This is a genomic window from Streptomyces sp. AM8-1-1 (assembly GCF_032229325.1).
GTDB lineage: Bacteria > Actinomycetota > Actinomycetes > Streptomycetales > Streptomycetaceae > Streptomyces > Streptomyces achmelvichensis.
Window position 1 is genome coordinate 4,595,499 of the sequence record NZ_CP135086.1, and the last position, 23,085, is coordinate 4,618,583.

Annotated in this window: 17 protein-coding genes; 12 read left to right on the forward strand and 5 right to left on the reverse strand. The window is 72.0% G+C overall.

Annotation, left to right across the window (positions count from 1 at the left end):
- The first annotated feature begins 7 nt into the window (after positions 1-7).
- The 6 genes from RPQ07_RS20835 to RPQ07_RS20860 all read left to right on the forward strand — a co-directional run bounded on the left by RPQ07_RS20835 (position 8) and on the right by RPQ07_RS20860 (position 7,253).
- Positions 8-1,921: an acetyl/propionyl/methylcrotonyl-CoA carboxylase subunit alpha gene (locus RPQ07_RS20835; protein WP_313945680.1), complete on the forward strand. Its 1,914-nt coding sequence runs from the start codon at positions 8-10 to the stop codon at positions 1,919-1,921.
- The gene (locus RPQ07_RS20840; RefSeq protein ID WP_313945681.1) at positions 1,918-3,045 is read left to right on the forward strand and encodes an acyl-CoA dehydrogenase family protein; all 1,128 of its coding nucleotides are present in this window, start codon (positions 1,918-1,920) and stop codon (positions 3,043-3,045) included. Before RPQ07_RS20835 ends, RPQ07_RS20840 begins: the two co-directional genes overlap by 4 nt.
- A 41-nt stretch (positions 3,046-3,086) precedes the next feature.
- Positions 3,087-4,676, forward strand: a complete 1,590-nt coding sequence (locus RPQ07_RS20845; protein ID WP_313945682.1) for a 4-coumarate--CoA ligase family protein — start codon at positions 3,087-3,089, stop codon at positions 4,674-4,676.
- A complete protein-coding gene (locus RPQ07_RS20850; protein WP_313945683.1) occupies positions 4,673-5,407 on the forward strand; it encodes an enoyl-CoA hydratase family protein in 735 nt (244 codons plus the stop codon). Before RPQ07_RS20845 ends, RPQ07_RS20850 begins: the two co-directional genes overlap by 4 nt.
- A complete protein-coding gene (locus tag RPQ07_RS20855; RefSeq protein ID WP_313945684.1) occupies positions 5,395-5,982 on the forward strand; it encodes a TetR/AcrR family transcriptional regulator in 588 nt (195 codons plus the stop codon). The genes RPQ07_RS20850 and RPQ07_RS20855 overlap by 13 nt, the downstream gene beginning before the upstream one ends.
- A 260-nt stretch (positions 5,983-6,242) precedes the next feature.
- Positions 6,243-7,253, forward strand: a complete 1,011-nt coding sequence (locus RPQ07_RS20860; protein WP_313945685.1) for an isopenicillin N synthase family dioxygenase — start codon at positions 6,243-6,245, stop codon at positions 7,251-7,253.
- A gap of 39 nt (positions 7,254-7,292) precedes the next feature.
- On the opposite strand, the gene RPQ07_RS20865 is transcribed toward RPQ07_RS20860, so the two are convergent.
- Positions 7,293-8,393, reverse strand: a complete 1,101-nt coding sequence (locus tag RPQ07_RS20865) for a citrate synthase 2 (protein WP_313945686.1) — start codon at positions 8,391-8,393, stop codon at positions 7,293-7,295.
- 338 nt (positions 8,394-8,731) lie between these two features.
- Between RPQ07_RS20865 and pdxH the strand changes: the two genes are divergently transcribed.
- Positions 8,732-9,355, forward strand: a complete 624-nt coding sequence (gene pdxH, locus RPQ07_RS20870) for a pyridoxamine 5'-phosphate oxidase (protein ID WP_413777843.1) — start codon at positions 8,732-8,734, stop codon at positions 9,353-9,355.
- On the opposite strand, the gene RPQ07_RS20875 is transcribed toward pdxH, so the two are convergent.
- Positions 9,347-10,225 (reverse strand): winged helix-turn-helix transcriptional regulator, encoded by an 879-nt coding sequence (locus RPQ07_RS20875; protein ID WP_313945688.1) that lies wholly within the window; start codon positions 10,223-10,225, stop codon positions 9,347-9,349. The genes pdxH and RPQ07_RS20875 overlap by 9 nt on opposite strands.
- A 479-nt stretch (positions 10,226-10,704) precedes the next feature.
- On the opposite strand from RPQ07_RS20875, the gene RPQ07_RS20880 reads away from it, so the two are divergent.
- Positions 10,705-12,924: an NADP-dependent isocitrate dehydrogenase gene (locus RPQ07_RS20880; protein ID WP_313945689.1), complete on the forward strand. Its 2,220-nt coding sequence runs from the start codon at positions 10,705-10,707 to the stop codon at positions 12,922-12,924.
- A 222-nt stretch (positions 12,925-13,146) separates the two neighbouring features.
- Positions 13,147-14,538, forward strand: a complete 1,392-nt coding sequence (locus RPQ07_RS20885) for a PAS domain-containing protein (protein ID WP_313945690.1) — start codon at positions 13,147-13,149, stop codon at positions 14,536-14,538.
- A 58-nt stretch (positions 14,539-14,596) separates the two neighbouring features.
- Here the strand turns inward: RPQ07_RS20885 and RPQ07_RS20890 are convergent, their stop codons facing one another.
- Positions 14,597-15,352, reverse strand: coding sequence for an SIS domain-containing protein (locus RPQ07_RS20890; protein ID WP_313945691.1), 756 nt, complete (start codon positions 15,350-15,352; stop codon positions 14,597-14,599).
- Between the two features lie 252 nt (positions 15,353-15,604).
- On the opposite strand from RPQ07_RS20890, the gene RPQ07_RS20895 reads away from it, so the two are divergent.
- Both RPQ07_RS20895 and RPQ07_RS20900 read left to right on the forward strand, forming a co-directional pair.
- Positions 15,605-16,297 (forward strand): metal-dependent transcriptional regulator, encoded by a 693-nt coding sequence (locus tag RPQ07_RS20895; RefSeq protein ID WP_313945692.1) that lies wholly within the window; start codon positions 15,605-15,607, stop codon positions 16,295-16,297.
- 1,779 nt (positions 16,298-18,076) lie between these two features.
- A complete protein-coding gene (locus tag RPQ07_RS20900; RefSeq protein WP_313945693.1) occupies positions 18,077-18,940 on the forward strand; it encodes an alpha/beta hydrolase in 864 nt (287 codons plus the stop codon).
- Positions 18,941-19,181: 241 nt separating this feature from the next.
- On the opposite strand, the gene RPQ07_RS20905 is transcribed toward RPQ07_RS20900, so the two are convergent.
- Positions 19,182-19,637 carry a subtilase-type protease inhibitor gene (locus RPQ07_RS20905; protein WP_313945694.1) on the reverse strand — a complete coding sequence of 152 codons (456 nt, stop codon included), beginning with the start codon at positions 19,635-19,637 and terminating at the stop codon, positions 19,182-19,184.
- A gap of 533 nt (positions 19,638-20,170) precedes the next feature.
- On the opposite strand from RPQ07_RS20905, the gene RPQ07_RS20910 reads away from it, so the two are divergent.
- A complete protein-coding gene (locus RPQ07_RS20910; protein WP_313945695.1) occupies positions 20,171-22,180 on the forward strand; it encodes a hypothetical protein in 2,010 nt (669 codons plus the stop codon).
- Positions 22,181-22,205: 25 nt separating this feature from the next.
- On the opposite strand, the gene RPQ07_RS20915 is transcribed toward RPQ07_RS20910, so the two are convergent.
- Positions 22,206-23,084, reverse strand: a complete 879-nt coding sequence (locus tag RPQ07_RS20915; protein ID WP_313945696.1) for a hypothetical protein — start codon at positions 23,082-23,084, stop codon at positions 22,206-22,208.
- Position 23,085: the final 1 nt, after the last annotated feature.

Here is a 23,085-nt window from a genome sequence, read left to right on the forward strand (position 1 = left end):
CTTGACGATGATCTCCACTGTCCTGGTCGCCAACCGCGGCGAGATCGCCTGCCGGGTCTTCCGGACCTGCCGTGAACTCGGCATCGCGACGGTCGCCGTGTACTCCGACGCGGACGCCTCCGCCCTGCACGTACGGGAGGCGGACGCCGCCGTACGGCTCCCCGGGGCCGCCCCCGGCGACACCTATCTGCGCGGCGACCTGATCGTGAAGGCGGCGCTCGCCGCGGGCGCCGACGCGGTGCACCCGGGGTACGGATTCCTGTCCGAGAACGCCGCGTTCGCGCAGGAGGTGGCGGACGCGGGACTCGTGTGGATCGGGCCGCCGCCGGCCGCGATCGAGGCGATGGCGTCGAAGACCCGGGCCAAGGAGCTGATGGGCCTCGCGCCCCTGGGCGAGGTCACCGAGGCCGATCTGCCGGTCCTGGTGAAGGCGGCGGCGGGCGGTGGCGGCCGCGGTATGCGGATCGTGCGCTCGCTGGACGCCCTCGCCGGGGAACTGGAGGCGGCACGCGCCGAGGCGCTGAGCGCTTTCGGCGACGGCGAGGTCTTCGTCGAACCGTACGTCGAGGCGGGCCGCCATGTGGAGGTCCAGATCCTCGCCGACACGCACGGCACCGTCTGGGCCCTCGGCACCCGGGACTGCTCACTCCAGCGCCGCCATCAGAAGGTGATCGAGGAGTCCCCGGCACCGGGACTCGCGCCCGCTCTGGTGGCCTCGCTCCACGAGGCGTCGGTGACCGCGGCGCGCGCCGTGGGATATGTGGGCGCCGGCACGGTGGAGTTCCTCGTCTCCCCGGCGGGCACCGCCCACTTCCTGGAGATGAACACCCGCCTCCAGGTCGAACACCCGGTCACGGAGGCGGTGTTCGGCATCGACCTCGTCGGCCTCCAGATCCGGGTGGCGGAGGGCGAGGCACTGCCCGCGGACCCGCCGGCCGCGAACGGCCACGCCGTGGAGGCCCGGCTGTACGCGGAGGACCCGGCCCGCGGCTGGGCGCCGCAGACCGGCACCCTGCGGCGGCTCGACGTGGACCCCGGGGTCCGTCTGGACACCGGTTATGCCGACGGCGACACCGTCGGCGTCCACTACGACCCCATGATCGCCAAGGTCATTGCCTGGGCGCCCACCCGGCAGCAGGCCGTCCGCCGGCTCGCGCACGCCCTGCGCCGGGCGCGGGTGCACGGTCCGGTCACCAACCGGGAGCTGCTCGTACGCTCCCTGGAACACCCGGACTTCGCGTCCGGACAGCTCGACACCGGGTTCTACGACCGGCATCTCGACGGCCTCACCCGGCCCGCGCCCGACGCCGGACTCGCCGCCGTCGCCGCGGCGCTCGCGGACGCCGCCGCACGAGGGGGCCGCTTCGGCGGTGCCTGGCGCAACCTCCCGGCGCAGGCACAGACCAAGACCTGGACGGACCGGTCCGGCGGCGAGCACGAGGTCCGCTACCGGCCCGCCCGCGGGGGCGGCTACACCGTCGAGGACATGCCGGGGCTGCGCGTGCTCGACACCGCTCCCGGACGCGTCGTCCTGGAGACGGACGGCGTCGTCCGCGCCTGGGACGTCACCGCGTACGGAGCCACCGTGCACGTCGAGGGCCCGGCCGGGTCCCACACGCTGACCGCGCGGCCCCGTTTCCCCGACCCCGAGGACCGCACCGAACCCGGCTCGCTGCTCGCCCCGATGCCCGGGACCGTCGTCCGTCTCGCCGAGGGCATCGGCGAGGGCTCATGGGTCGACAAGGGGCAGCCGCTCATCTGGCTGGAGGCCATGAAGATGGAGCACCGCATCGTCTCGCCCGCCTCCGGCACGCTCACCGCGCTCCACGCCGTCACCGGCCGCCAGGTCGAGGTCGGCGCCCTGCTCGCCGTCGTCGACGAAGCGCCGGCGGAAGCCACCCAGGAGGTCACCGCGTCATGAACGTAGAAAGCCAGGAGCACAAGGACCTGCGTGCCGCCGTCGCCGCGCTCGGGAAGCGGCACGGCCGCGGATACGACCGCGAACAGCTGTGGGCGGAGGCCGCCAAGCTCGGCTACCTCGGGGTGAACCTGCCCGAGGAGTACGGCGGCGGGGGCGGTGGCATGGCCGAACTCTCCATCGTGCTGGAGGAGTTGGGGGCCGCGGGCTGTCCGCTGCTGATGATGGTCGTCTCGCCCGCGATCTGCGGCACCGTGATCGCCCGCTTCGGCACCGAGGAGCAGAAGCGCACCTGGCTGCCCGGCCTCGCGGACGGCAGCCTCACGATGGCCTTCGGCATCACCGAGCCGGACGCCGGGTCCAACTCGCACCGGATCACGACCACCGCGCACCGGACCGAGGACGGCTGGTCCCTCACCGGGCGCAAGGTCTTCATCTCGGGTGTCGACATCGCCGACGCGACGCTGATCGTGGGGCGGACCGAGGACGCGCGGACCGGCAGCCTCAAGCCGTGCCTGTTCATCGTCCCCCGGGACGCCGACGGCTTCCGGCGCTCGCAGATCGACATGGAACTCCAGGCGCACGAGAAGCAGTTCGAGCTGGTCCTCGACGACGTGCGGTTGCCGCACGACGCGCTCGTGGGCGAGGAGGACGCCGGACTGCTCCAGCTGTTCGCCGGCCTCAACCCCGAGCGCATCATGACCGCCGCGTTCGCCATCGGCATGGGGCGGTACGCACTCGCCACGGCCCTCTCCTACGCCAAGGACCGCCAGGTCTGGAAGGCCCCCATCGGCGCCCACCAGGCCATCGCCCACCCCCTGGCCGCCTCCCACATCGAACTGGAACTGGCCCGGCTGATGATGCAGAAGGCCGCCGCCCTCTACGACGCCGGGGACGACATCGGCGCGGGCGAGGCCGCCAACATGGCCAAGTACGCGGCGGGGGAGGCCTGTGTGAAGGCGGTCGACCAGTCCGTCCACACGCTCGGCGGCAACGGCCTGACCCGGGAGTACGGCCTCGCCTCGCTGGTCACGGCCTCCCGCGTGGCCAGGATCGCCCCGGTCAGCCGGGAGATGATCCTCAATTACGTATCCCACCAGTCCCTGGGTCTCCCCAAGTCGTACTGACAGAGGCGATTCTGGCCGTCCACACAGCGAGGGGGCCGACCATGCCGGTAACCGTGTTCAGCAGTGAGTACGCAGACGTCCCTGCCGTCAGCGAGCCGATCCACGACGCGGTGCTCCACCGGGCCGCCGAGTTCGGGGACACGATCGCGCTGATCGACGGGGTGAACGGCACCACCGTCACCTACACCCAGCTCGACCTCTTCCACCGCCGGATCGCCGCCGCACTCGCCGAGGCGGGGCTGCGCAAGGGCGACGTCCTCGCCCTGCACAGCCCCAACACGGTCGCGTACCCCGCGGTCTTCTACGGGGCCACCCGCGCCGGCGCGTCCGTCACGACCGTCCACCCGCTCGCCACCGCGGAGGAGTTCGCCAAGCAGCTGCGGGACTCCTCCGCCCGCTGGATCTTCACCGTCTCACCGCTGCTCGAAGTCGCCCGCAGGGCCGCCGAACTGGCCGCCGGCATCGAGGAGATCTTCGTCTGCGACCGGGCCGACGGGCACACCAGCATGCTCGACATGATCGTCTCGGACGCGCCCGACACCGAGGTCGTCATCGACCCCGCCGAGGACGTGGCCGCCCTGCCGTACTCCTCCGGCACCACCGGCATCCCCAAGGGGGTGATGCTCACCCACCGCTCCATCGCGACCAACCTGGCGCAGCTCTCCCCGCTCATCCCGATGAACCCGGGCGAACGCATCCTCGCCGTGTTGCCGTTCTTCCACATCTACGGCCTCACCGCGCTGATGAACGCGCCGCTGCGGCAGGGCTCCACCGTCGTCGTCCTGCCCCGCTTCGAGCTGGACACCTTCCTCGCGGCGATCGAGAAGCACCGCATCACCGCGCTGTACGTCGCCCCGCCGGTCGTCCTCGCGCTCGCCAAGCACCCGGCGGTCGCCCAGTACGACCTGTCGTCGCTGGAGTACATCATCTGCTCCGCTGCGCCCCTGGACGCCGAGCTGGCCGCCGCCTGCTCCAAGCGGCTCGGCCTGCCGCCCATCGGCCAGGCGTACGGCATGACCGAGCTGTCGCCCGGCACCCATGTCGTCCCCCTCGGCGCCGAGAACCCGCCGCCCGGCACCGTCGGCAAGCTCATCCCCTCCACCGAACTGCGGCTCGTCTCCCTCGACGACCCGGGCAAGGACGTCGGACCGGGCGAGGAGGGCGAGGTCGCGATCCGCGGACCGCAGGTGATGAAGGGCTACCTCGGCCGCCCCGAGGCCACCGCGGCGATGATCGACGAGGAGGGCTGGCTGCGCACCGGCGACATCGGACGCGTCGACGAGGACGGCTGGCTGTTCGTCGTCGACCGCGTGAAGGAGCTGATCAAGTACAAGGGCTTCCAGGTCCCGCCCGCGGAGCTGGAGGCGCTGCTGCTCGGTCACGAGGGGATCGCCGACGCGGCGGTCATCGGGGTGTACGACACTGACGGGAACGAGATCCCGAAGGCGTACGTCGTACGGCAGCCGGGCGCCGAGGAGCTGACGGAGGACGACATCATCGCCTTCGTCGCCGAGCGCGTCGCCCCCTACAAGAAGATCCGCCGTGTCTCGTTCATCGGCGGGGTCCCGCGTGCCGCCTCGGGGAAGATTCTCCGGCGTGAACTGAGGGACCGGGAAAGGGAGAACACGTGACGCTGGTCGCCATCGCGCACGAGCGCGGCATCACCACCCTGACGCTGGACTCGCCCGCGAACCGCAACGCCCTGTCGGCGCGGCTCGTCGGCGACCTGGCGCAGGCGCTGGCCGACTGTGCCAAGGACGACGCCGTACGCGCGGTGGTGCTCACCCACACCGGGAGCACCTTCAGCGCGGGCGCCGATCTCAAGGCCCCGCCCAACCCGTACACCTTCGTCGACCTGCTGCGGCAGATCGTCACCCTGCCCAAACCGGTCGTGGCCCGGGTGAGCGGGAAGACCCGCGCCGGCGGGCTCGGGGTGCTCGGCGCCTGCGACATGGCGGTGGCCTCCAGCGACTCGGACTTCGCGTTCACCGAGGTCCGTATCGGGGTCGCGCCGGCCGTGATCTCGCTGCCGCTGCTGCCGCGTCTGGACCCGCGGGCCGCCGAGCGCTACTACCTGACCGGGGAGCGCTTCCACGCGGCGGAGGCGGCCCGTATCGGACTGCTGACGCTCGCCGCCGACGATGTGGACGAGGGACTCGCGCCGCTTCTCGGCGGGCTGCGCAAGGCCTCCCCGCAGGGGCTGGCCGCGTCGAAACGGCTGGTCACCGCGCGGGTGCTGGACGCGTTCGAGCGGGACGCGGAGGACCTGGTGCAGCGCTCGGCGTCCCTGTTCGCGTCGGCCGAGGCCCGGGAGGGCATGACCGCCTTCATCGAACGCCGGGATCCCGTATGGGAGCTGTAGCCACGTCGAAGGCCCCCAAGCAGGACCGCAGCCGGGCCACCCGGCAGCGCCTGCTGGAGGCCGCCGTCGCCTGCCTGGCCGAGCACGGCTGGGCAGGCTCCACGGTCTCCGTGGTCGCCGAGCGCGCGGGCGTCTCCCGGGGTGCGGCGCAGCACCACTTCCCGACCCGCGAGGACCTGTTCACGGCCGCCGTGGAGTACGTCGCCGAGGAACGGTCCTCGGCCCTGCGCTCGCTGCCGGGCCAGGACCGCGCGGCGGTCGTCGAGGCCCTCGTCGGCCTCTACACGGGGCCGCTGTTCCGTGCCGCGCTGCATCTGTGGGTCGCCGCCTCCAACGAGGAACAGCTACGCCCCCGGGTTACCGAACTGGAGGCCAGGGTCGGGCGCGAGACCCACCGCATCGCGGTCCAGCTCCTGGGTGTGGACGAGTCGCGGCCCGGCGTGCGCGAGACCGTCCAGGGCCTGCTCGACATGGCCCGCGGCCTGGGGCTGGCGAACCTGCTCACCGACGACACCGCCCGCAGGAAACGGGTCGTCGCGCAGTGGGCCGCCCTGCTGGACGAGACGCTGGACTGACGGGGCCGCGCCACCGGCGGCGGTGTGACCCGCGCCACAGGACGTTCGGGGCCCGCGCAGTATCCTGGGCCCATGCTTCTGCTGGTACGACGCCGTCACGTGGACTACGTCCGCGTCACGAGCATGGGCTGTCGGCGCTCCGTCTGACCTCGGGCCCGTCCCTGCGACAGGCCGCCCATCCCGTTCGCCCCGGCGCACCCGCGGCCCCGCCACCACCCCCGGCGGCCCCGTGGGATCCCGTACACCCCGCGGAAGCACTCATGTCCTCTCTTCAGCTCCCCGTCATCGACCTCTCCGCCGCCGACCGCGGCCCCCAGGCCCGCGCGCTGCTGCACGCCCAGCTGCACAGCGCCGCCCATGACGTCGGCTTCTTCCAGCTCACCGGTCACGGCGTCACCGAGGCCGAGACAGCCGCGCTCAACAGCACCATGCGCGCCTTCTTCGCGCTGCCCGAGGCCGACCGGCTCGCCATCGACAACGTCAACTCGCCGCACTTCCGCGGCTACACGCGCATCGGCGACGAACGCACCGGCGGCAGCCAGGACTGGCGCGACCAGCTCGACATCGGCGCCGAGCGGCCCGCCCGAGTCCCCGCGCCCGGCGAGCCCGGGTACTGGTGGCTGGAGGGCCCCAACCAGTGGCCGGCCGCCCTGCCGCAGCTGCGCACCGCGGCGCTCGGCTGGATCGACCGGCTGAGCACGGTGGCCGAGCGGCTGCTGCACGAGCTGCTCGTCTCCATCGGCGCCCCGGCGGACTTCTACGACCACCTCTTCGGCGACCGCGCCCACATCCACCTCAAGCTGGTGCGCTACCCCGGCAGTCCGGCGGACGGGGGCGGCCAGGGCGTCGGCGCGCACAAGGACTACGGCTTTCTGACCCTGCTCCACCAGGACAGCGTCGGCGGCCTCCAGGTCGAGCGCGAGGACGGCGTGTTCCACGACGTGCCGCCCCTGCCGGGGGCCTTCGTGGTCAACCTCGGCGAGCTCCTCGAAGTCGCCACCGACGGCTATCTGAAGGCCACCCACCACCGGGTGGTGAGCCCGCCCGGCGCCACCGAGCGGTACTCCGTGCCGTTCTTCTACAACCCGCGCCTGGACGCCCGCGTCGAGCCGCTCGCCTTCCCGTACGCGGCGCACGCCCCCGGCGTCACGGCGGACCCCGCGAACCCGCTGTTCGCGGAGTACGGAAAGAACGAGCTCAAGGGCAAGCTGCGCGCCCACCCGCTGGTCGCCGCACGGCACCATGCGGAACTGCTGGAGCCGGCGGCCTGACCGCGGGAAGGGGATCGAACGGGCGGACGCGCAGGGGGATCAGCGGGCGATGTCGTCGTAGCCCGTGATCTCCTGCGGGCCGCGCGTGCCCGGGCCCACGTACCGGGCCGAGGGACGGACCAGCCGGCCCGTGCGCTTCTGCTCCAGGATGTGCGCCGACCAGCCCGCGGTGCGCGCGCAGGTGAACATCGAGGTGAACATGTGGGCCGGGACCTCGGCGAAGTCCAGCATGATCGCCGCCCAGAACTCCACGTTCGTCGCCAGGACCCGGTCCGGGCGACGGTTGTGCAGCTCCTCCAGCGCGGCCTTCTCCAGGGCCTCGGCGACCTCGAAGCGCGGCGCGTCCAGCTCCTTGGCCGTACGCCGCAGGACGCGGGCGCGCGGGTCCTCGGCCCGGTAGACCCGGTGGCCGAAGCCCATCAGCCGCTCGCCGTTGTCGAGGGTCCGCTTGACGTACGCCGTCGCGTCGCCCGTCCGCTCGATCTCCTCGATCATGCCGAGCACACGGGAGGGCGCACCGCCGTGCAGCGGCCCGGACATCGCGCCGACCGCGCCCGACAGCGCCGCCGCGACGTCGGCGCCGGTGGAGGCGATGACACGGGCGGTGAAGGTGGAGGCATTCATGCCGTGCTCGGCGGCCGAGGTCCAGTAGGCGTCGACGGCTTTCACATGCCGCGGGTCCGGCTCACCGCGCCAGCGGATCATGAACCGCTCGACGACGGTCTGCGCCTTGTCGATCTCGCGCTGCGGCACCATCGGCAGGCCCTGGCCACGGGCACTCTGGGCCACGTAGGACAGCGCCATGACGGCGGCCCGGGCGAGATCCTCGCGGGCCTGTTCCGCGTCGATGTCGAGCAGCGGCCGCAGCCCCCACACGGGCGCCAGCATCGCCAGCGCCGACTGGACGTCGACGCGGATGTCGCCGGAGTGGACCGGGATGGGGAACGGCTCGGCGGCCGGCAGCCCCGGGTTGAACGCCCCGTCGACCAGCAGGCCCCACACATTGCCGAACGAGACCTGGCCGACCAGGTCCTCGATGTCGACGCCGCGGTAGCGGAGCGAGCCGCCCTCCTTGTCGGGTTCGGCGATCTCCGTCTCGAACGCGACGACTCCTTCGAGTCCTGGTACGAAGTCGGACATCAGGCGGCTCCTCGGGATGCGTACGGCGGGTGCGGGTCGGCCGGTGCGTGATCGTGGACCGGTCACCCCGGTGATGCCCCGGGCGACGGGCGGTCACCCCAACGCCGGGGAGGCAGGCACGATATCCCCTGCTGTCGGGGAGCCACAGTGGCCCGAGGCAAGATTTTGGCGGGTCCGGACGATGCGGGGAAGCGTGACATCCGGCACACTCCCGCCTCCCCGGTGCCACTCCCGTGTCGAATCCCCTGTCAGGATCCCCGGCACTGGGTGCCGGGGAGAAGCGGGCGCTGCGGCAGGATGAGCCCGTGACCGACGACGCCGCCCCGAACCCCGCCCTGATGCGCGAGCACTACCGCTCCACGCCGCTGCTGGAGACGGACCTCGCGCCCACGCCCATGGAGCAGTTCGCGCGCTGGTTCGCGCAGGCCGCGTCCGCCGGACTGCACGAGCCGAACGCCATGGTCGTGTCCACCGCCACCCCCGACGGCCGTCCGTCGTCGCGCACGGTGCTGCTGAAGCAGTACGACTCCCGGGGCTTCGTCTTCTACACCAACTACGGCTCCCGCAAGGGCCGCGAGATCGACGCCAACGCGTATGTCTCGGTGCTCTTCCCCTGGCATCCCATCGCCCGCCAGGTCGTCGTCACGGGCACCGCCACCCGGATCGGCCGGGAGGAGACGGTGGCGTACTTCCGCACCCGCCCGCACGGCTCGCAGCTCGGTGCCTGGGCCAGCGCCCAGTCCTCGGTGATCGGCTCGCGCGAGGAGCTGATCCGTACGTACGAGGAGCTGGCCGCCCGCCACCCGGAGGGCGAGCAGGTGCCCGCCCCGCCGGAGTGGGGCGGCTACCGGGTCGAGCCGCAGGCGGTGGAGTTCTGGCAGGGGCACGCGAACCGGCTGCACGACCGGCTGCGGTTCACCTCCCGCGACGGCGGATGGGACATCGAGCGGCTCTCACCCTGACAGGGCGGACGCCTCCCGCAGGGCGGTCGTCACCGCGGCCGGGATGTCGGTCACCGGGTACTGCACATGCCGCACGGTGCGCTCCCGGTCCAGCACCAGCACCGCCCGCTTCAGCCGCAGGCCCTGCCCGGCGCGGAACGTCGGCAGCCGCAGCGCGGCCGACAGCCGGCTGTCCATGTCGGAGAGCAGCGGGAACGGCAGCTCCTCGGCGGCGGCGAAGACGCGCTGCTCGTCGGGCCGCTGCGTACTGACCCCGCGCACCGCGACCCCCGCCGCGGTGAAGTCCGCGTACGCGTCGCGGAACAGCCGGTTCTCCAGCGTGCAGCCGACCGCGCCCGGGATGGTGTCCCAGTCGTCCGGCAGCGGACCCGGACGGCCGGTCGCGGGGTAGCAGAACAGCACGGTGGCCGCCGAGCGGCCGTCCACCGGGTCCAGGTCCCCGCCGCTGTGCACGGGCAGGGTGAAGCGCGCCAGCCGCCCGCCCACCAGCTCGTGCACCCGCTGCGCCTCGGCGCTGTGCTCGTCCGCGGTGCCGGTCAGCGTGCCGTCCCCGAGCAGCCAGCGGTCGGCCCAGTCCTGCATGGACACGAGCACGGGCAGCAGCGCGCGGCCGGTCTCGGTGAGCCGGTACTCGTACCGGACGGGCCCGCGCTGATAGGGGACCTTCTCCAGGACCTTGCTGTCGACGAGGTGGTTCAGGCGCTCGGTGAGCACCTTCCGGGAGATGTCCAGCTCGCGCTGGAGAGCGTCGAACCGGTGTCTGCCGCGGGCCGTCTCCCGGACGATCAGCAGACTCCACCAGTCGCCGACCACGGCGGCGGCCTGCGCGACGGCACACGCGGCGTCGCGCTCGGGCACGGCTCTGGGCATGGCACCGACTCCTTCATGGGGCAGGGGGCCATCTTCACGCGGGGGAGAGGGTTCCGTACAGGAACTCAGCGGGCCGGGCCCGCGGCGGCTCCTACCGGGTGCGGGGCCCGCCGACGCGTCCGGGCCGCCGGGAATCAGCCGCACCGGGCCCGGACATGCAGAAACCCGCGGGCTCTGGTTCCTCCTGACGGAGGAGCCGGCCGGATGTACCGGCGAGCCCGCGGGTCGGTGACTGCTTGGGATTGCGGCAGGAGGCCTGCCGTCTGTGCACATCGTGCGACAACGGGCCTCTAGCCCGCAGTCACCTCACGCATCCGAAACGAAACCACTTCCGGATCACCTCCTTTCATCGTGTGCCCCACACCTTAGGAACCGGCAGGCGGCGGCTCAAGCCATTTAATGAGGGCCCTTCCGGGAACGGCCCGAACCCGGGATATCTTGATGTCGAGCAATGTTGCAGACGTGGAGCGGAGCACCCGGTGACTGACTCGACCATCATCTATACGCACACCGACGAGGCGCCGGCCCTGGCGACGTACTCGTTCCTGCCGGTGATCGAGGCCTATGCCTCGACGGCCGGGGTCACTGTGGAGAGCCGTGACATCTCCCTGGCCGGGCGCATCATCTCCGGATTCCCGGAGTTCCTCGAGGAGGGCCAGCGCATCGACGACGCGCTCGCCGAGCTGGGTGAACTGGCGAAGACCCCCGGGGCCAACATCATCAAGCTGCCGAACATCTCGGCCTCGATCCCGCAGCTGAAGGCGGCCGTCGCCGAGCTCCAGGAGCAGGGCTACGCGCTTCCGGACTACCCGGACGACCCGAAGACCGACGCGGAGAAGGACATCCGCGCCCGGTACGACAAGGTCAAGGGCAGCGCCGTGAACCCGGTCCTGCGCGAGGGCAACTCCGACCGCCGCGCCCCCGCGTCGGTCAAGAACTACGCCAAGGCGCACCCGCACCGCATGGGCGCGTGGACCCCCGAGTCGAAGACGAACGTCGCGCACATGACGGCCGACGACTTCCGCTCCACCGAGAAGTCCGTCGTCGTTCCCGAGGACGGGTCGCTGCGCATCGAGCTGTCCGGCGACGACGGCAGCACCACCGTGCTGCGCGAGTCGGTACCCGTACTCGCCGGTGAGGTCGTGGACGCCTCCGTCCTGCGCGTCGGTGCGCTGCGTGAGTTCCTCACCGCGCAGATCGCCCGCGCCAAGGCCGAGGGCGTGCTGTTCTCCGTGCACCTCAAGGCCACGATGATGAAGGTCTCCGACCCGATCGTCTTCGGCCACGTCGTACGCGCCTTCTTCCCGAAGACGTTCGCCGAGCACGGCGCCGCGCTCGCCGCGGCCGGCCTGAGCCCGAACGACGGGCTCGGCGGCATCCTCAAGGGTCTGGAGTCGCTGCCCGACGGCGCGAAGATCAAGGAGTCCTTCGAGGCGGAGATCGCCGAGGGCCCCGAGCTCGCGATGGTCGACTCCGACCGCGGCATCACCAACCTGCACGTCCCGAGCGACGTCATCGTCGACGCCTCCATGCCGGCGATGATCCGCACCTCGGGCCATATGTGGGGCCCGGACGGCCAGGAGGCCGACACCCTCGCGGTCATCCCCGACAGCAGCTACGCCGGCATCTACCAGGTCGTCATCGACGACTGCCGTGCGAACGGCGCGTACGACCCGTCCACGATGGGCTCGGTGCCGAACGTCGGCCTCATGGCCCAGAAGGCCGAGGAGTACGGCAGCCACGACAAGACCTTCGAGATCGCCACCACGGGCACCGTGCGGGTCGTCGACGGCAGCGGCAACGCCGTGCTGGAGCAGGCGGTCAGCGCCGGCGACATCTTCCGGATGTGCCAGACCAAGGACGCGCCGATCCGGGACTGGGTCAAGCTCGCCGTCACCCGCGCCCGGGCGACCGGCGACCCGGCCGTGTTCTGGCTGGACGCGGGCCGCGCGCACGACGCCAACCTGATCGCCAAGGTCGAGCAGTACCTCCCGGAGCACGACACCGAGGGCCTGCAGATCGAGATCAAGTCGCCCGTCGACGCGATCGCCTTCTCCCTCGACCGGATCCGCCGCGGCGAGAACACCATCTCCGTCACCGGCAACGTCCTGCGCGACTACCTGACGGACCTCTTCCCGATCCTGGAGCTCGGCACCAGCGCGAAGATGCTCTCCGTCGTCCCGCTGATGAACGGCGGCGGCCTCTTCGAGACCGGCGCGGGCGGCTCCGCGCCCAAGCACGTCCAGCAGCTGGTCAAGGAGAACTACCTGCGCTGGGACAGCCTGGGCGAGTTCCTCGCGCTCGCGGTCAGCTTCGAGCACCTCGCGCAGACCACCGACAACGCGCGTGCCCAGATCCTGGCGGACACCCTGGACCGCGCCACGGCGACGTTCCTGGAGCAGGACAAGTCGCCGAGCCGCAAGCTCGGTGGCATCGACAACCGCGGCAGCCACTTCTACCTCGCGCTGTACTGGGCGCAGGAGCTGGCCGGCCAGAGCGACGACGTCAAGCTCGCCGAGGCCTTCACCTCGCTCGCCGAGACGCTGGCCGCGCAGGAGCAGACCATCGTCGACGAGCTCATCGCGGTGCAGGGCAAGCCGGCCGACATCGGCGGCTACTACCAGCCCGACCCGGCGAAGGCCGCGGCCGTCATGCGGGCGTCCGCGACGCTGAACCAGGCGCTCGCGACCCTGGGCTGACACCTCCGCGACACCGTTCCGCCCCGGCCGGCATCCGCCCGGCCGGGGCGGTTTCGTTGCCGGCCGCTTCTCCGCCCCGTTGCCGGCCGTCCGGCCGGCACCCGGCGTCCGCATTTCCGGCAGGCAACGATTTACCCGAACAGCGTGTGTCGTGAGTCACGTTCGAGTTGAATGATCTGACGTGCATCAGCTCGCGCGGACGCGTCCTGCAGGGGGTACAGGATGAGTGCTTCGAAGAGTGAGGCCGCCAACGCGCTCGGGCCCGACGAGCCGGAGCGTGCCGGTACGGGGCCCGAGCCTGTCGCGGTGCCCGGTTCGGAACTGCTCGCCGCACTCCTGGACGGGATGGACGCCGCGCTCTGCGCCTTCGACGCGAACGCCACCATCACGCACTGGAACCGCGAGGCGGAACGGATCCTCGGCTGGTCGGCGGAGGAGGCCGTAGGACGCCGCGGCTTCGCCGGCTGGGCGGTGCGGACGGCCGACGCCGGAGAGGTCCAGGGCCGGCTCATGGCCGCGATGGACGCGCCGGGCCGGCAGGTCCACGAGTTCGCCCTGCTGCGCAAGGACGGCGGCCGGGTGCTCGTACGGACCCAGTCGGCGCGGGTGCTCGGCGCCGACGGCGCTCCCGCCGGGGTGTACTGCGCGTTCAGCGAGGTCCATGCGCAGATCGACCTGGAGCGTTCGATCGCGCTGAGCGAGGCGCTGTTCGAGGACGCGTCCTGGGGTGTCGTCCTGGTGGACGTGGACCTGCGGCCGACCGTCGTCAACGGCTACGCCGCACGTGCCCTCGGCGCCGGGCGGACCTCACCGCTCGGCCGGCCGCTGGGCGAACTGGTCCTCCAGGGCGTGGAGCAGCTGGAGGGCGCGCTCCACCATGTGCTGGCGGAGGGCGCGGCCCGCGGCCTCAGCGAGGTGTGGGTGACCCTGCCCGCCGGCGAGACCGAACGCCGCCGGTGCTGGCGCAGCGGCTTTCTGCGGCTGGCCTCGCCGCTCGCGGAGGAACCGGTACCGCTGGGCGTGGGCTGGCTGTTCCAGGACGTGACGGAGGCGAAGCTGGCGGAACAGGACGCGGACCGCCTCCGCTTCCGCTCCAGCCAGCTGCACCGCGCGGGCCGGGCCGCCGCGGAGTGCGAGGACCCGATGGAGGCGGCGACGGCGTATCTGGACTTCGCGCTCGCCGGGTTCGCCGACCATGCGCTGATCGACCTGATGGAGCCGGACGGCCGCCGTCTGGTCCGTACGGCGTCCACACCGTCGGGCGCGCCCGGACCGTGCGTCCCGGTGGCGGGCGGCGGCATCCCGGTCCGCTATCCGCACGGCCACCCGGCGCTCCAGGCGGCCGACCGCAACGGCTCGGTCCGCGCGAGTGCCCCGGCCTCCGCGTCCGCGAACTGGTCGACGGACCGCCAGTGGCCGCGCGACATGGTCCACGCCCTGTGCTCGGTCCTGCGCAGCCGGGGCCGCACGCTGGGCGTGGTGACGTTCCTGCGCGGGCCCAGCCGCCCGGCCTTCGAACGCCCGGACGCCGTCTATGCGGAGAGCATGTCGGTCCTGACCGCAGCCGCGCTCGACCTGGCCTCGACGACGGACGGAGACAAGCCGGAGCACTGATGCACCGGCCCGGCTCACCGGGTGGGCCCGATCCGGACGAAGGCCGAGCGGACTCGTCCTAGTGCCGGAAGAAGATCCGGTCGCCGTACTCCGTCATCACCCGGCCGTTCCACTCGTGGCCGCCGTCCACGTTCCCCGACCGCAGCAGCGGCGGTTCGATCCCCTTTTCGACCAGCCGTTCCGCGGCCGCCGCCATCGTCGCCTGCATCAGCGCGCTGGTGACCACCGTCGACGCGGGGGCGAACGGCGCCTCGATGCCCTCGTGGGTGAGCTCCGCGTCCCCGACGGCGATCTTGGAGTCGAGAACGATGTCGCAGTGGTCCTTGAGGAAGGTGTCCGAGGAGTGCCGCGACCTGGTCTCCTCCGCGTACGCGACCGAGGTCACGCCGATGACGGTGAGCCCGAGCGCCCGCGCGTTCATCGCCATCTCGACGGGCAGCGCGTTGCGGCCGGACAGGGAGATGATCACGAGGACGTCGCCCGACCGGGCCGGGCTGGAGTCGAGCACGGCACCCGCGAGACCGTCCACGCGCTCCAGGGCGGAGCCGAGCGTCGCCGGCATGACGTCGACACCGACGACACCGGGCACGGCCAGCAGGTTCATCAGGGCGAATCCGCCGGCGCGGTAGACGACGTCCTGCGCGGCCAGCGACGAGTGCCCGGCGCCGAAGGCGAACAGACGGCCCCCGGCGGCGACGGCGTCGGCGATCGCCTCGCCCGAGGCCGCGATGTTCTCCGCCTCCTCGTCCCGTACACGCTGCAGCAGACCGATCGCGGCGTCGAAGAACTGACCGGCCAGCTTGCTCTCGCTCATCGCCGAGCCCTTTCCGGGGGTGGAGGTTCCGGGAGTGGGGAACAGGCGCGGGAATACCCGCGTCGCGGATCACGTTGCGGTCTGGACCATTGCTGTGTCAATACGGCCTCCCGTACCGGCCTGCCGACAGGTTTCACGGAGTTTTTCCACCGGCTCCGCCCTTGGCTTCGCCGGGCACGGCACGGTTGTCAGTGGGATGCGTAAGAATTGACCCGGGGCCGCAGCGCATCACGATTTCATCGAGGGGCACGTATGTCCGGACTGATCGACACGACGGAGATGTATCTCCGCACCATCCTCGAGCTGGAAGAGGAAGGTGTGGTGCCCATGCGCGCCCGTATCGCCGAACGGCTCGACCAGAGCGGACCCACGGTCAGCCAGACCGTGGCCCGCATGGAGCGGGACGGACTGGTGACGGTCGCCGGCGACCGTCACCTGGAGCTGACCGAGGAGGGCAGGCGGCTGGCGACGCGCGTGATGCGCAAGCACCGGCTCGCGGAGTGTCTGCTCGTCGACGTCATCGGGCTGGAGTGGGAGCAGGTCCACGCGGAGGCCTGTCGCTGGGAGCACGTGATGAGCGAGGCCGTCGAGCGGCGCGTGCTCGAACTGCTGCGCCACCCGACGGAGTCGCCGTACGGCAACCCGATCCCGGGCCTGGAGGAGCTGGGCGAGAAGGCGGAGGCGGACCCGTTCCTCGACGAGGGCATGGTCTCGCTCGCGGACCTCGACCCGGGCACGGACGGCAAGACCGTGATCGTACGCCGGATCGGCGAGCCGATCCAGACGGACGCCCAGCTGATGTACACGCTGCGACGGGCGGGCGTGCAGCCCGGCTCGGTGGTGAGCGTGACGGAGTCGGCCGGCGGAGTGCTGGTCGGCAGCAGCGGCGAGGCGGCGGAGCTCCAGGCGGACGTGGCGTCGCACGTGTTCGTGGCCAAGCAGTAGGCAGGGCGCGCGGAGAACGGGCCGACCGGGGCGAGTTGCCGGCGCGGCCGTCACCACGGGCCGACCGGACAGGCAGCCGGTGCGGCTGGTCACACCAGGCGGCACGGGAAGGCCCGGCAGGGCCACCCGGCCGCCGGAGGCATGTGCGGACGCGGGCGCTGGGCGTCGGCCTCCACCGGAGGCGGCTGGTCGCGGAAGGCGGTCGGGCACGCCGCGCCGAGTGGCCGGTGGGTGCCGGGCAGAGAGGTAGGCGCGACCGGTCGCGCCGGACGGGCCACCAGTGGAGGCGTCCGTCCCGGCAAGCGGCAGGCGCGGTCGGCCATGGCGTGTCGGCCCGTCGGTGCCGCTGCGACCGGGCGCAACAGGCGGCGGGGGAAGGCCCGGCAGGGCCTACCCGGCGGCTGCGGGCGGCAGGCACGGCTGGTCACGCCAGGCGGCGCTCCTGGCGAAAGCCTGGGAAGCGGTGGGTGGCAGCGCGGCAGCCGCCGTCCGTCACCGCACGCCGCGCGGGGCATGCGGCGGCAGCGGGCATGGGCCGGGCGCGACCGGCAGGCGCGGGACCGGTCCGGGCGGCGCCGGGCGGGCGCCAGACGCGGCGGTCGCAGTCGGCACGATCTGTCGGTCCGCCCGACTGGTCGGTGCGTTCGCTCACAACAGACGGCCGCCCGTGGCGGTCCCGGCGAAGGCCGGGTAAGCGGTAGAGCCGGCGGACGCAACAGGCGGATCGAGTCACCGGCAGGCGCGGTCGGTCAAGACGTGCCGGCCCGTCAGATGCTGGTGCGGCCGGGCGCAAGGGGCGGTGCCGGACGAGCGGCAGGCACCGTCGGTCAGGATCTGCCGGTCCGTCAGATGGCTGGTGCGGCCGGACGCAAGGGGCGGCGCCGGACGAGCGGCAGCCGCGGTCGGTCAGGATCTGCCGGTCCGTCAGGGCCGGTGCGGCCGTCACAACAGGCAGCGCGAGGCGGCTCGGTAGGGCATCCGCCGGCCGCAGGCGTGGGCCCGGCACCTGCGGCGTGCCCCGACCGTCAGGAGTGGCGGGTCACAACCGCCGCCGGGCAACCGGCAACGGCGGCACGGCCGCAGGCCCGCCGCGGCGCATCGCATGCTCGCACCGCCGCCACGGCCGCAGGCCCGGCGCGGCACATCGCATGCCCGCACCGCCGCCACGGCCGCAGGCCCGGCGCGGCACACATGCCCGCACCACCGGCACGGCCGCAGGCCCAACCCGCAGGCACCAAGGCGCCGGTGACCGTCGTCCCGCCCTCGCGCGGGGGCGGCCGGGGGCGCGTCCGGCGGCGCGGTGGTGGCCCGTTCACCGCCTCGCGGAGACGTTTTCCGCCCGGAATGGCAGCGCCCGGGCGAATCGCGTGCCACGCTGGGGCAGAGGCTGTGACCCACGGTCGGGGTGGGGATCCCGCCGGCGGAGGCAGGGGGAGGTCAGAGTGATGCGCCCCTCGTACGTCCCGTGTGCACAACGGCGCAGTGCGTGCGCCCCGGAGCGACAGAGGGGCCCCGGCGCCCTTGAGCGCCGGGGCCTGTCCTCCCCTGTTCCGACCCGGAGCCCCGAGCTCCCAGGGTCGGTCCCCTCGGACCGTCTTCCCCGAGCGGCCCGCCTCCCGCTGAAGATCTCCCCTCGGCGGCGGAAGTCAATCCTTGAGCGTGGTCACTCGAACGAGGGGTGTTGCACGCCGGAACCCCGTTTTCGAATAGGAGTTCGATAGGCTGGCGGGAACTTCGACCGATCTGGACGACCGGGGGAGAGAAGGGGGTGCCAGGCACATGGTGCGGCGCATCGATGTGACCGGAGCCGATGGCGTACGCCTGGCTGCCTGGGAGTTCGCGGACCCGCCCAAGGGGAGCGGTGAACCGGAGCCCGCGCCGGGGGTCTTACTGCTGCACGGCCTGATGGGCCGCGCGTCCCACTGGGCGTCCACGGCCCGTTGGCTGTCCGACCGGCACCGTGCGGTCGCGCTCGACCAACGGGGCCACGGGCGCAGTGACAAGCCGCCCGAGGGCCCGTTCACCCGTGAGGCGTACGTCGCCGACGCGGAGGCCGCCGTCGAACAGCTGAACCTCGCCCCCGTGACCCTGATCGGTCACTCGATGGGTGCACTCACCGCCTGGCAGCTCGCCGCCAAGCGTCCCGACCTGGTCCAGGCGCTGATCATCTGTGACATGCGGGCGTCGGCGCTCGGGGCGGCGTCGCAGCGGGAGTGGGACGACTGGTTCCGGGCCTGGCCCGTGCCGTTCGCGACGCTCGCCGACGTCCGCAGATGGTTCGGCGAGGACGATCCGTGGGTGGAGCGTCCGACGCCGTCGCGCGGGGAGTTCTTCGCCGAGGTCATGGCGGAACGGGCGGACGGCTGGCGTCCGGTGTTCTCCCGCCGGCAGATGCTCAAGGCCCGGGAGACCTGGGTCCACGACGCGCACTGGGAGGAACTGGCCCAGGTCCAGTGCCCCACCCTGGTGGTGCGCGGCCTCGACGGCGAACTGGGCCGCGCCGAGTCCCAGGAGATGGTCAGGGTGCTGCCGCGCGGGGAGTACGCGGAGGTGGTCGACGCGGGCCACCTGGTGCACTACGACCAGCCGGAGGGCTGGCGCTCGGCGATCGAGCCGTTCCTGGACGGCGTCCGTACGCCCTGATCCGAAGCCCTGATCCGAAGTCCCGACCCGAAGCCCTGATCTGACGCCTGATCCGTACGCCCTGATCCGTGGGGCCTGATCCGCGGACCCGATCCGTCCAGCGTGATCCGTGAGACCGATCCGTTCGCGGCGATCCGTTTCACGGCGATCCGTACGGCGCGGTCCTGACGTGGCGCCGGCCGCGGCTCCTGGCCGGGCGCCTGTGCGAACGTCCCACCGCTCGGCGGGATCAGCCTGTGCGTCAGAAGGAGAAGACCGCACCCTCGGCGAGGCTGCCCTCCATCTCGCAGCGGTTGCCGTAGGTCTCCGACCACGACACGTGCTGTCCCTGCCACACGCCGGTCGCCGTGACCACGACCGGGTCCCACTGGCGCGTACACATCGTGTGCGAAGGCGAAGACTTCAGGGCCGAGAACTCACCGTCCACCGCGCGCAGTTCACGGCACGCTGCGACCGGCGCCGGGTGGCTGCCGTCTGCACGCGGGGTACAAGTGAGGGTGACCGCACGCTCGACGGTCGCGGTCGCCGCCTCCTCGCCCTTGCCGATGCTCAGCACCAGCGCGGAGGGGGCATAGAGGCTGTTGGCACCGGCCGGCTGCGCGGTCGGCGCGGCGGGCGCGGCGTGCGCGGTGGAGAGGGCGGCACCGCTCAGCAGCAGGGCGGCAGTTGTGGCGATCGTGTTGCGGATGTAACGCATCGGTGAATCTCCTGCATTCGGGGGTTGATTGCGTTCGGGAGTCTTGCGTATGCGCACAGTGAACGCACATGCGGCGCTTCTTTCCGGCCGCATACGTGCGAACTGAGGTGACCGAATGACCGTTCGGGCAGCTCGCACCGGGTTCGAGTCCTCGCATAACACCGTCCACCATGTGGATGATCTGTGGTGGTCCAACAGAGAACTACCGTTTGACCTGCGGTGATGTCATGGCGGTACGTTTCTTCGGACAGCAGGCTTTGACTGGAAAGTGTTGCCTTCTAAAGACCGTTGACCTTGCCGAAAGTGTGGTCATAGGCCTGCGTTTCCCTCGAATACATCAGAAAACGGGATCATTCGTAACCTGCGCCGCCGTGCCGCGTTGATCATCCGACGCCCGCAAACGCGAGGCTCGTTCGGCAGCTTCCGCTGTGGAGCCCCGCCAGGCATGGTGTCCCGGTGGTCCGATTCTCTGGGGAGGACGCATGGAACGCAGGCGGTTACTGCAGGCAGGAGCCGGGTTCACCCTGGCATCCGTGGCGGGACAGTCCCTTTTCCCCGCCGAGGCGAGTGCCGAGGCGGCAGACAGAGCAGGCGCATCCGGCACGAGCGATCCCTGCTCGGGCCCCACGATCGCGATGTACGGCGTCGCGTCGCTGACCGCGGCGATCGTCGGCATGACCGTTCTCGGCGACAAGGCGTACGTCGTCGCCCGCGGTCAGAACCCTCCGGTGCTCGGCGAGATCGACCTTCCGTCCAAGACGCTCACCAGGGCCGTCAGGCTCAACCGCGGTGAGGGCGGCTGGGCGACGACGGTCTCGGGCGGGCACATCTACGCGGGGACGTATCCGTTCCCGGACATCTACCGCTTCGACCCCGCGACCGGCCAGGTCGCGCTCATCGGCACGATCGGTCCGTCCGGCGGCTTCGTCTGGTGTCTGACGACCGCGCCCGACGGCACCGTCTACGCGGGGACTTCGCCCCGCGGTGAGGTGTGGGAGTACAAGCCCTCCACCGGCACGCTGCGTAATCTCGGCGTGGCGTTCGCCGGCCAGCAGTACGTCCGTGCGATCGCGGCCGACGACCGTTTCGTATACGCGGGAACGCTGCCGTCCGGTTACGTCGTCGCCTACGACCGCACCACGGGCGCCAAGACCAACATCACCCCCACCCCGTACGGCGGCGCGGCCGCCATCATCGCCCGCGACGGCCGGGTGATCGCGGCGCTCACGAAGTACCTCGTCGACATGGCACCCGACGGCAGTGACGCGAAGGTGATCGCCACACCCGCCGCCGAGCGGCTGCTCGACGCGATGACCATGACGGCGGACGGCACGCTGTACTGCGTCGGCCGCCCGACCGGGACCGTCTACCGGCGCGACGGCGACACGCTCGTCCCCGTCGCCGCCCCGACGCCCGGCGACGAACACCGCGCCGTGGTCCCGCTCGACGCCACGACACTGCTCGGCGCGGCGGGCAGCGGCCGGCTCTGGTGGCTGAACCTGGAGAGCAAGCAGTCGGAGATAGTGGAACTGATCGACGCCGGTCTGTCCGGGCCCGACCCGGTGCAGTCCATGGCGTACGAGTCGCGCGGCGTCGTCCATGTCGGCGGGCACTTCTCCATCACCACCCATCGCACGACCACGCGCGGCACCCGCACCTCCCGGCGCACCAGCGTCGCGGGGGAGCCCAAACAGCTCCAGGTCGTGGGCAGCAGGCTGTACGCGGCGATGTACCCGAGCACCGAGCTGCTGGAGCTCGACCCGGACCGCGGAAGGGTCAGATCGCTCGGCTTCATCGACCACGACCAGCAGCGCCCGACGGACATGGCGCATGTGCGCGACCAGGATCTGCTGCTGGTGGCCTCGGCCCCGGGGGTCGGTCTGCTCAAGGGTGCGCTGACCTCGCTCGACCGGCGGCGGCGCAAGATCACGGTCTACAAGGACGTGATCACCGACCAGAGCGTGATGTCCCTCGCGCTGGACGACCGGCGGGGCCGCAGGATCGCCTATCTCGCGGGCGACACCTGGGGCGGAGGCAGCGTCCCGCCGACCCGGCCCAGCGCCACGATCGCCGCCTTCGACCTGACGCGGCGTGAAGTGCTGTGGGAGGTCACGCCCATCGAGGGCTACGCGAGCCTTCAGCACGTCGCGGTGTCCGACGGTGTGCTCTACGGGGTCTACAAGCGGCTCGCGGGCGCCTGGTTCGCCATGGACCTGGCCACCCGCACCGTGATCCGGACGGGCCGGCTGCCGAGCTACGGCGAACTCAGCGTGCACGACGGCCATGTGTTCGCGTCGATCTTCGGCGGTCTCGTCTACCGGCTCGGACCCGACCTGGCCGAGGCGCAGTTCATGCTCGGCGGGCTCGGCGACGGCTGGTACAACCCGCCGCAGCTGGCCTGGGAGCGGTACTCCCCGCACGCCTGGGGCGTGGCGGGGCGCGACCTCGCGAGGCTGCGGCTCGACCCGCGCTGCCCGGCGCCGGGCCAGGCCCGCAGGCCCCTTCCGGACACACACGTCCTGGAGGGCCTGCTGGCCAACTGACCGTCCGTGTCCGTGAGGAGACCCGTCAGCCGATCGGCCGGCGGGTCTCCTCACGGACCTTCACCGTCGCCTCGGCGACGGCCTTGAGGTCGATCTCCTCGGGGGACTTGGTGGCGGTCTCCGGGGTGACCAGCGCGACGGACGCACTGGTGTTGTCGTCCGCCCACGCGCACATGGGAAGCGTGGCCTTGCCGCCGCCGCCCGCCTGCTCGGTCACCAGGACCTGGCAGCTCACCGGCACCTCCGACCCCGCCGGAGTGACGTCCTTCGCCGGGACGGCGACGGTGGTGCCGTCGGCGTCCTCGGCGCCCGAGAGCAGCTTGTCGCGGGCCGCGTCCGGGTCGGCGATGCGGCCGTGCAGGCCGGAGATGACCAGCACCCCGGTGCCCGAGGCCGATGTGTACTGCGCCACCGTCGACTTGGCGTCCTTGATGGTCTTCTCGCTCGTGCCCGCCAGCTGATCCTGCGTCGCGGCGGAACGGTCGTCGGCCAGCTTGTACTTCCCGTCGAGCAGCGTCGGCGGCACGGTGAGGCGGTACTCCGCGGCCGGGAAGCTCTCGCCACCTCCGACGACGTTGTTCCCGAACCACGAGAGGCCCAGCACCGCCGCGATGACGGCGAGGGTGATGCCGACGATCAGGCCCGCGTTGTTCTTCTTCTTCGGCTGGGGCGGCGCGCCCCAGCCCCCGGGTCCGCCCGGCCCCGGGTACGGCTGCTGGGCGTACGGTGGCTGAGGATGCGGCGGCTGCCCTCCGTAGCCCGGCTGGGGGTGCCCCTGCTGGGGGTGCTGCGGGTACGGAGCCTGCTGCGGGAACTGCGGCTGTCCGTACGGGCTTTGCGCCCCGTAGGGGTTCGGGGTTCCGTAACCCCCCTGCTGTGGCGGCTGATGCGGCGGCGTCGACATG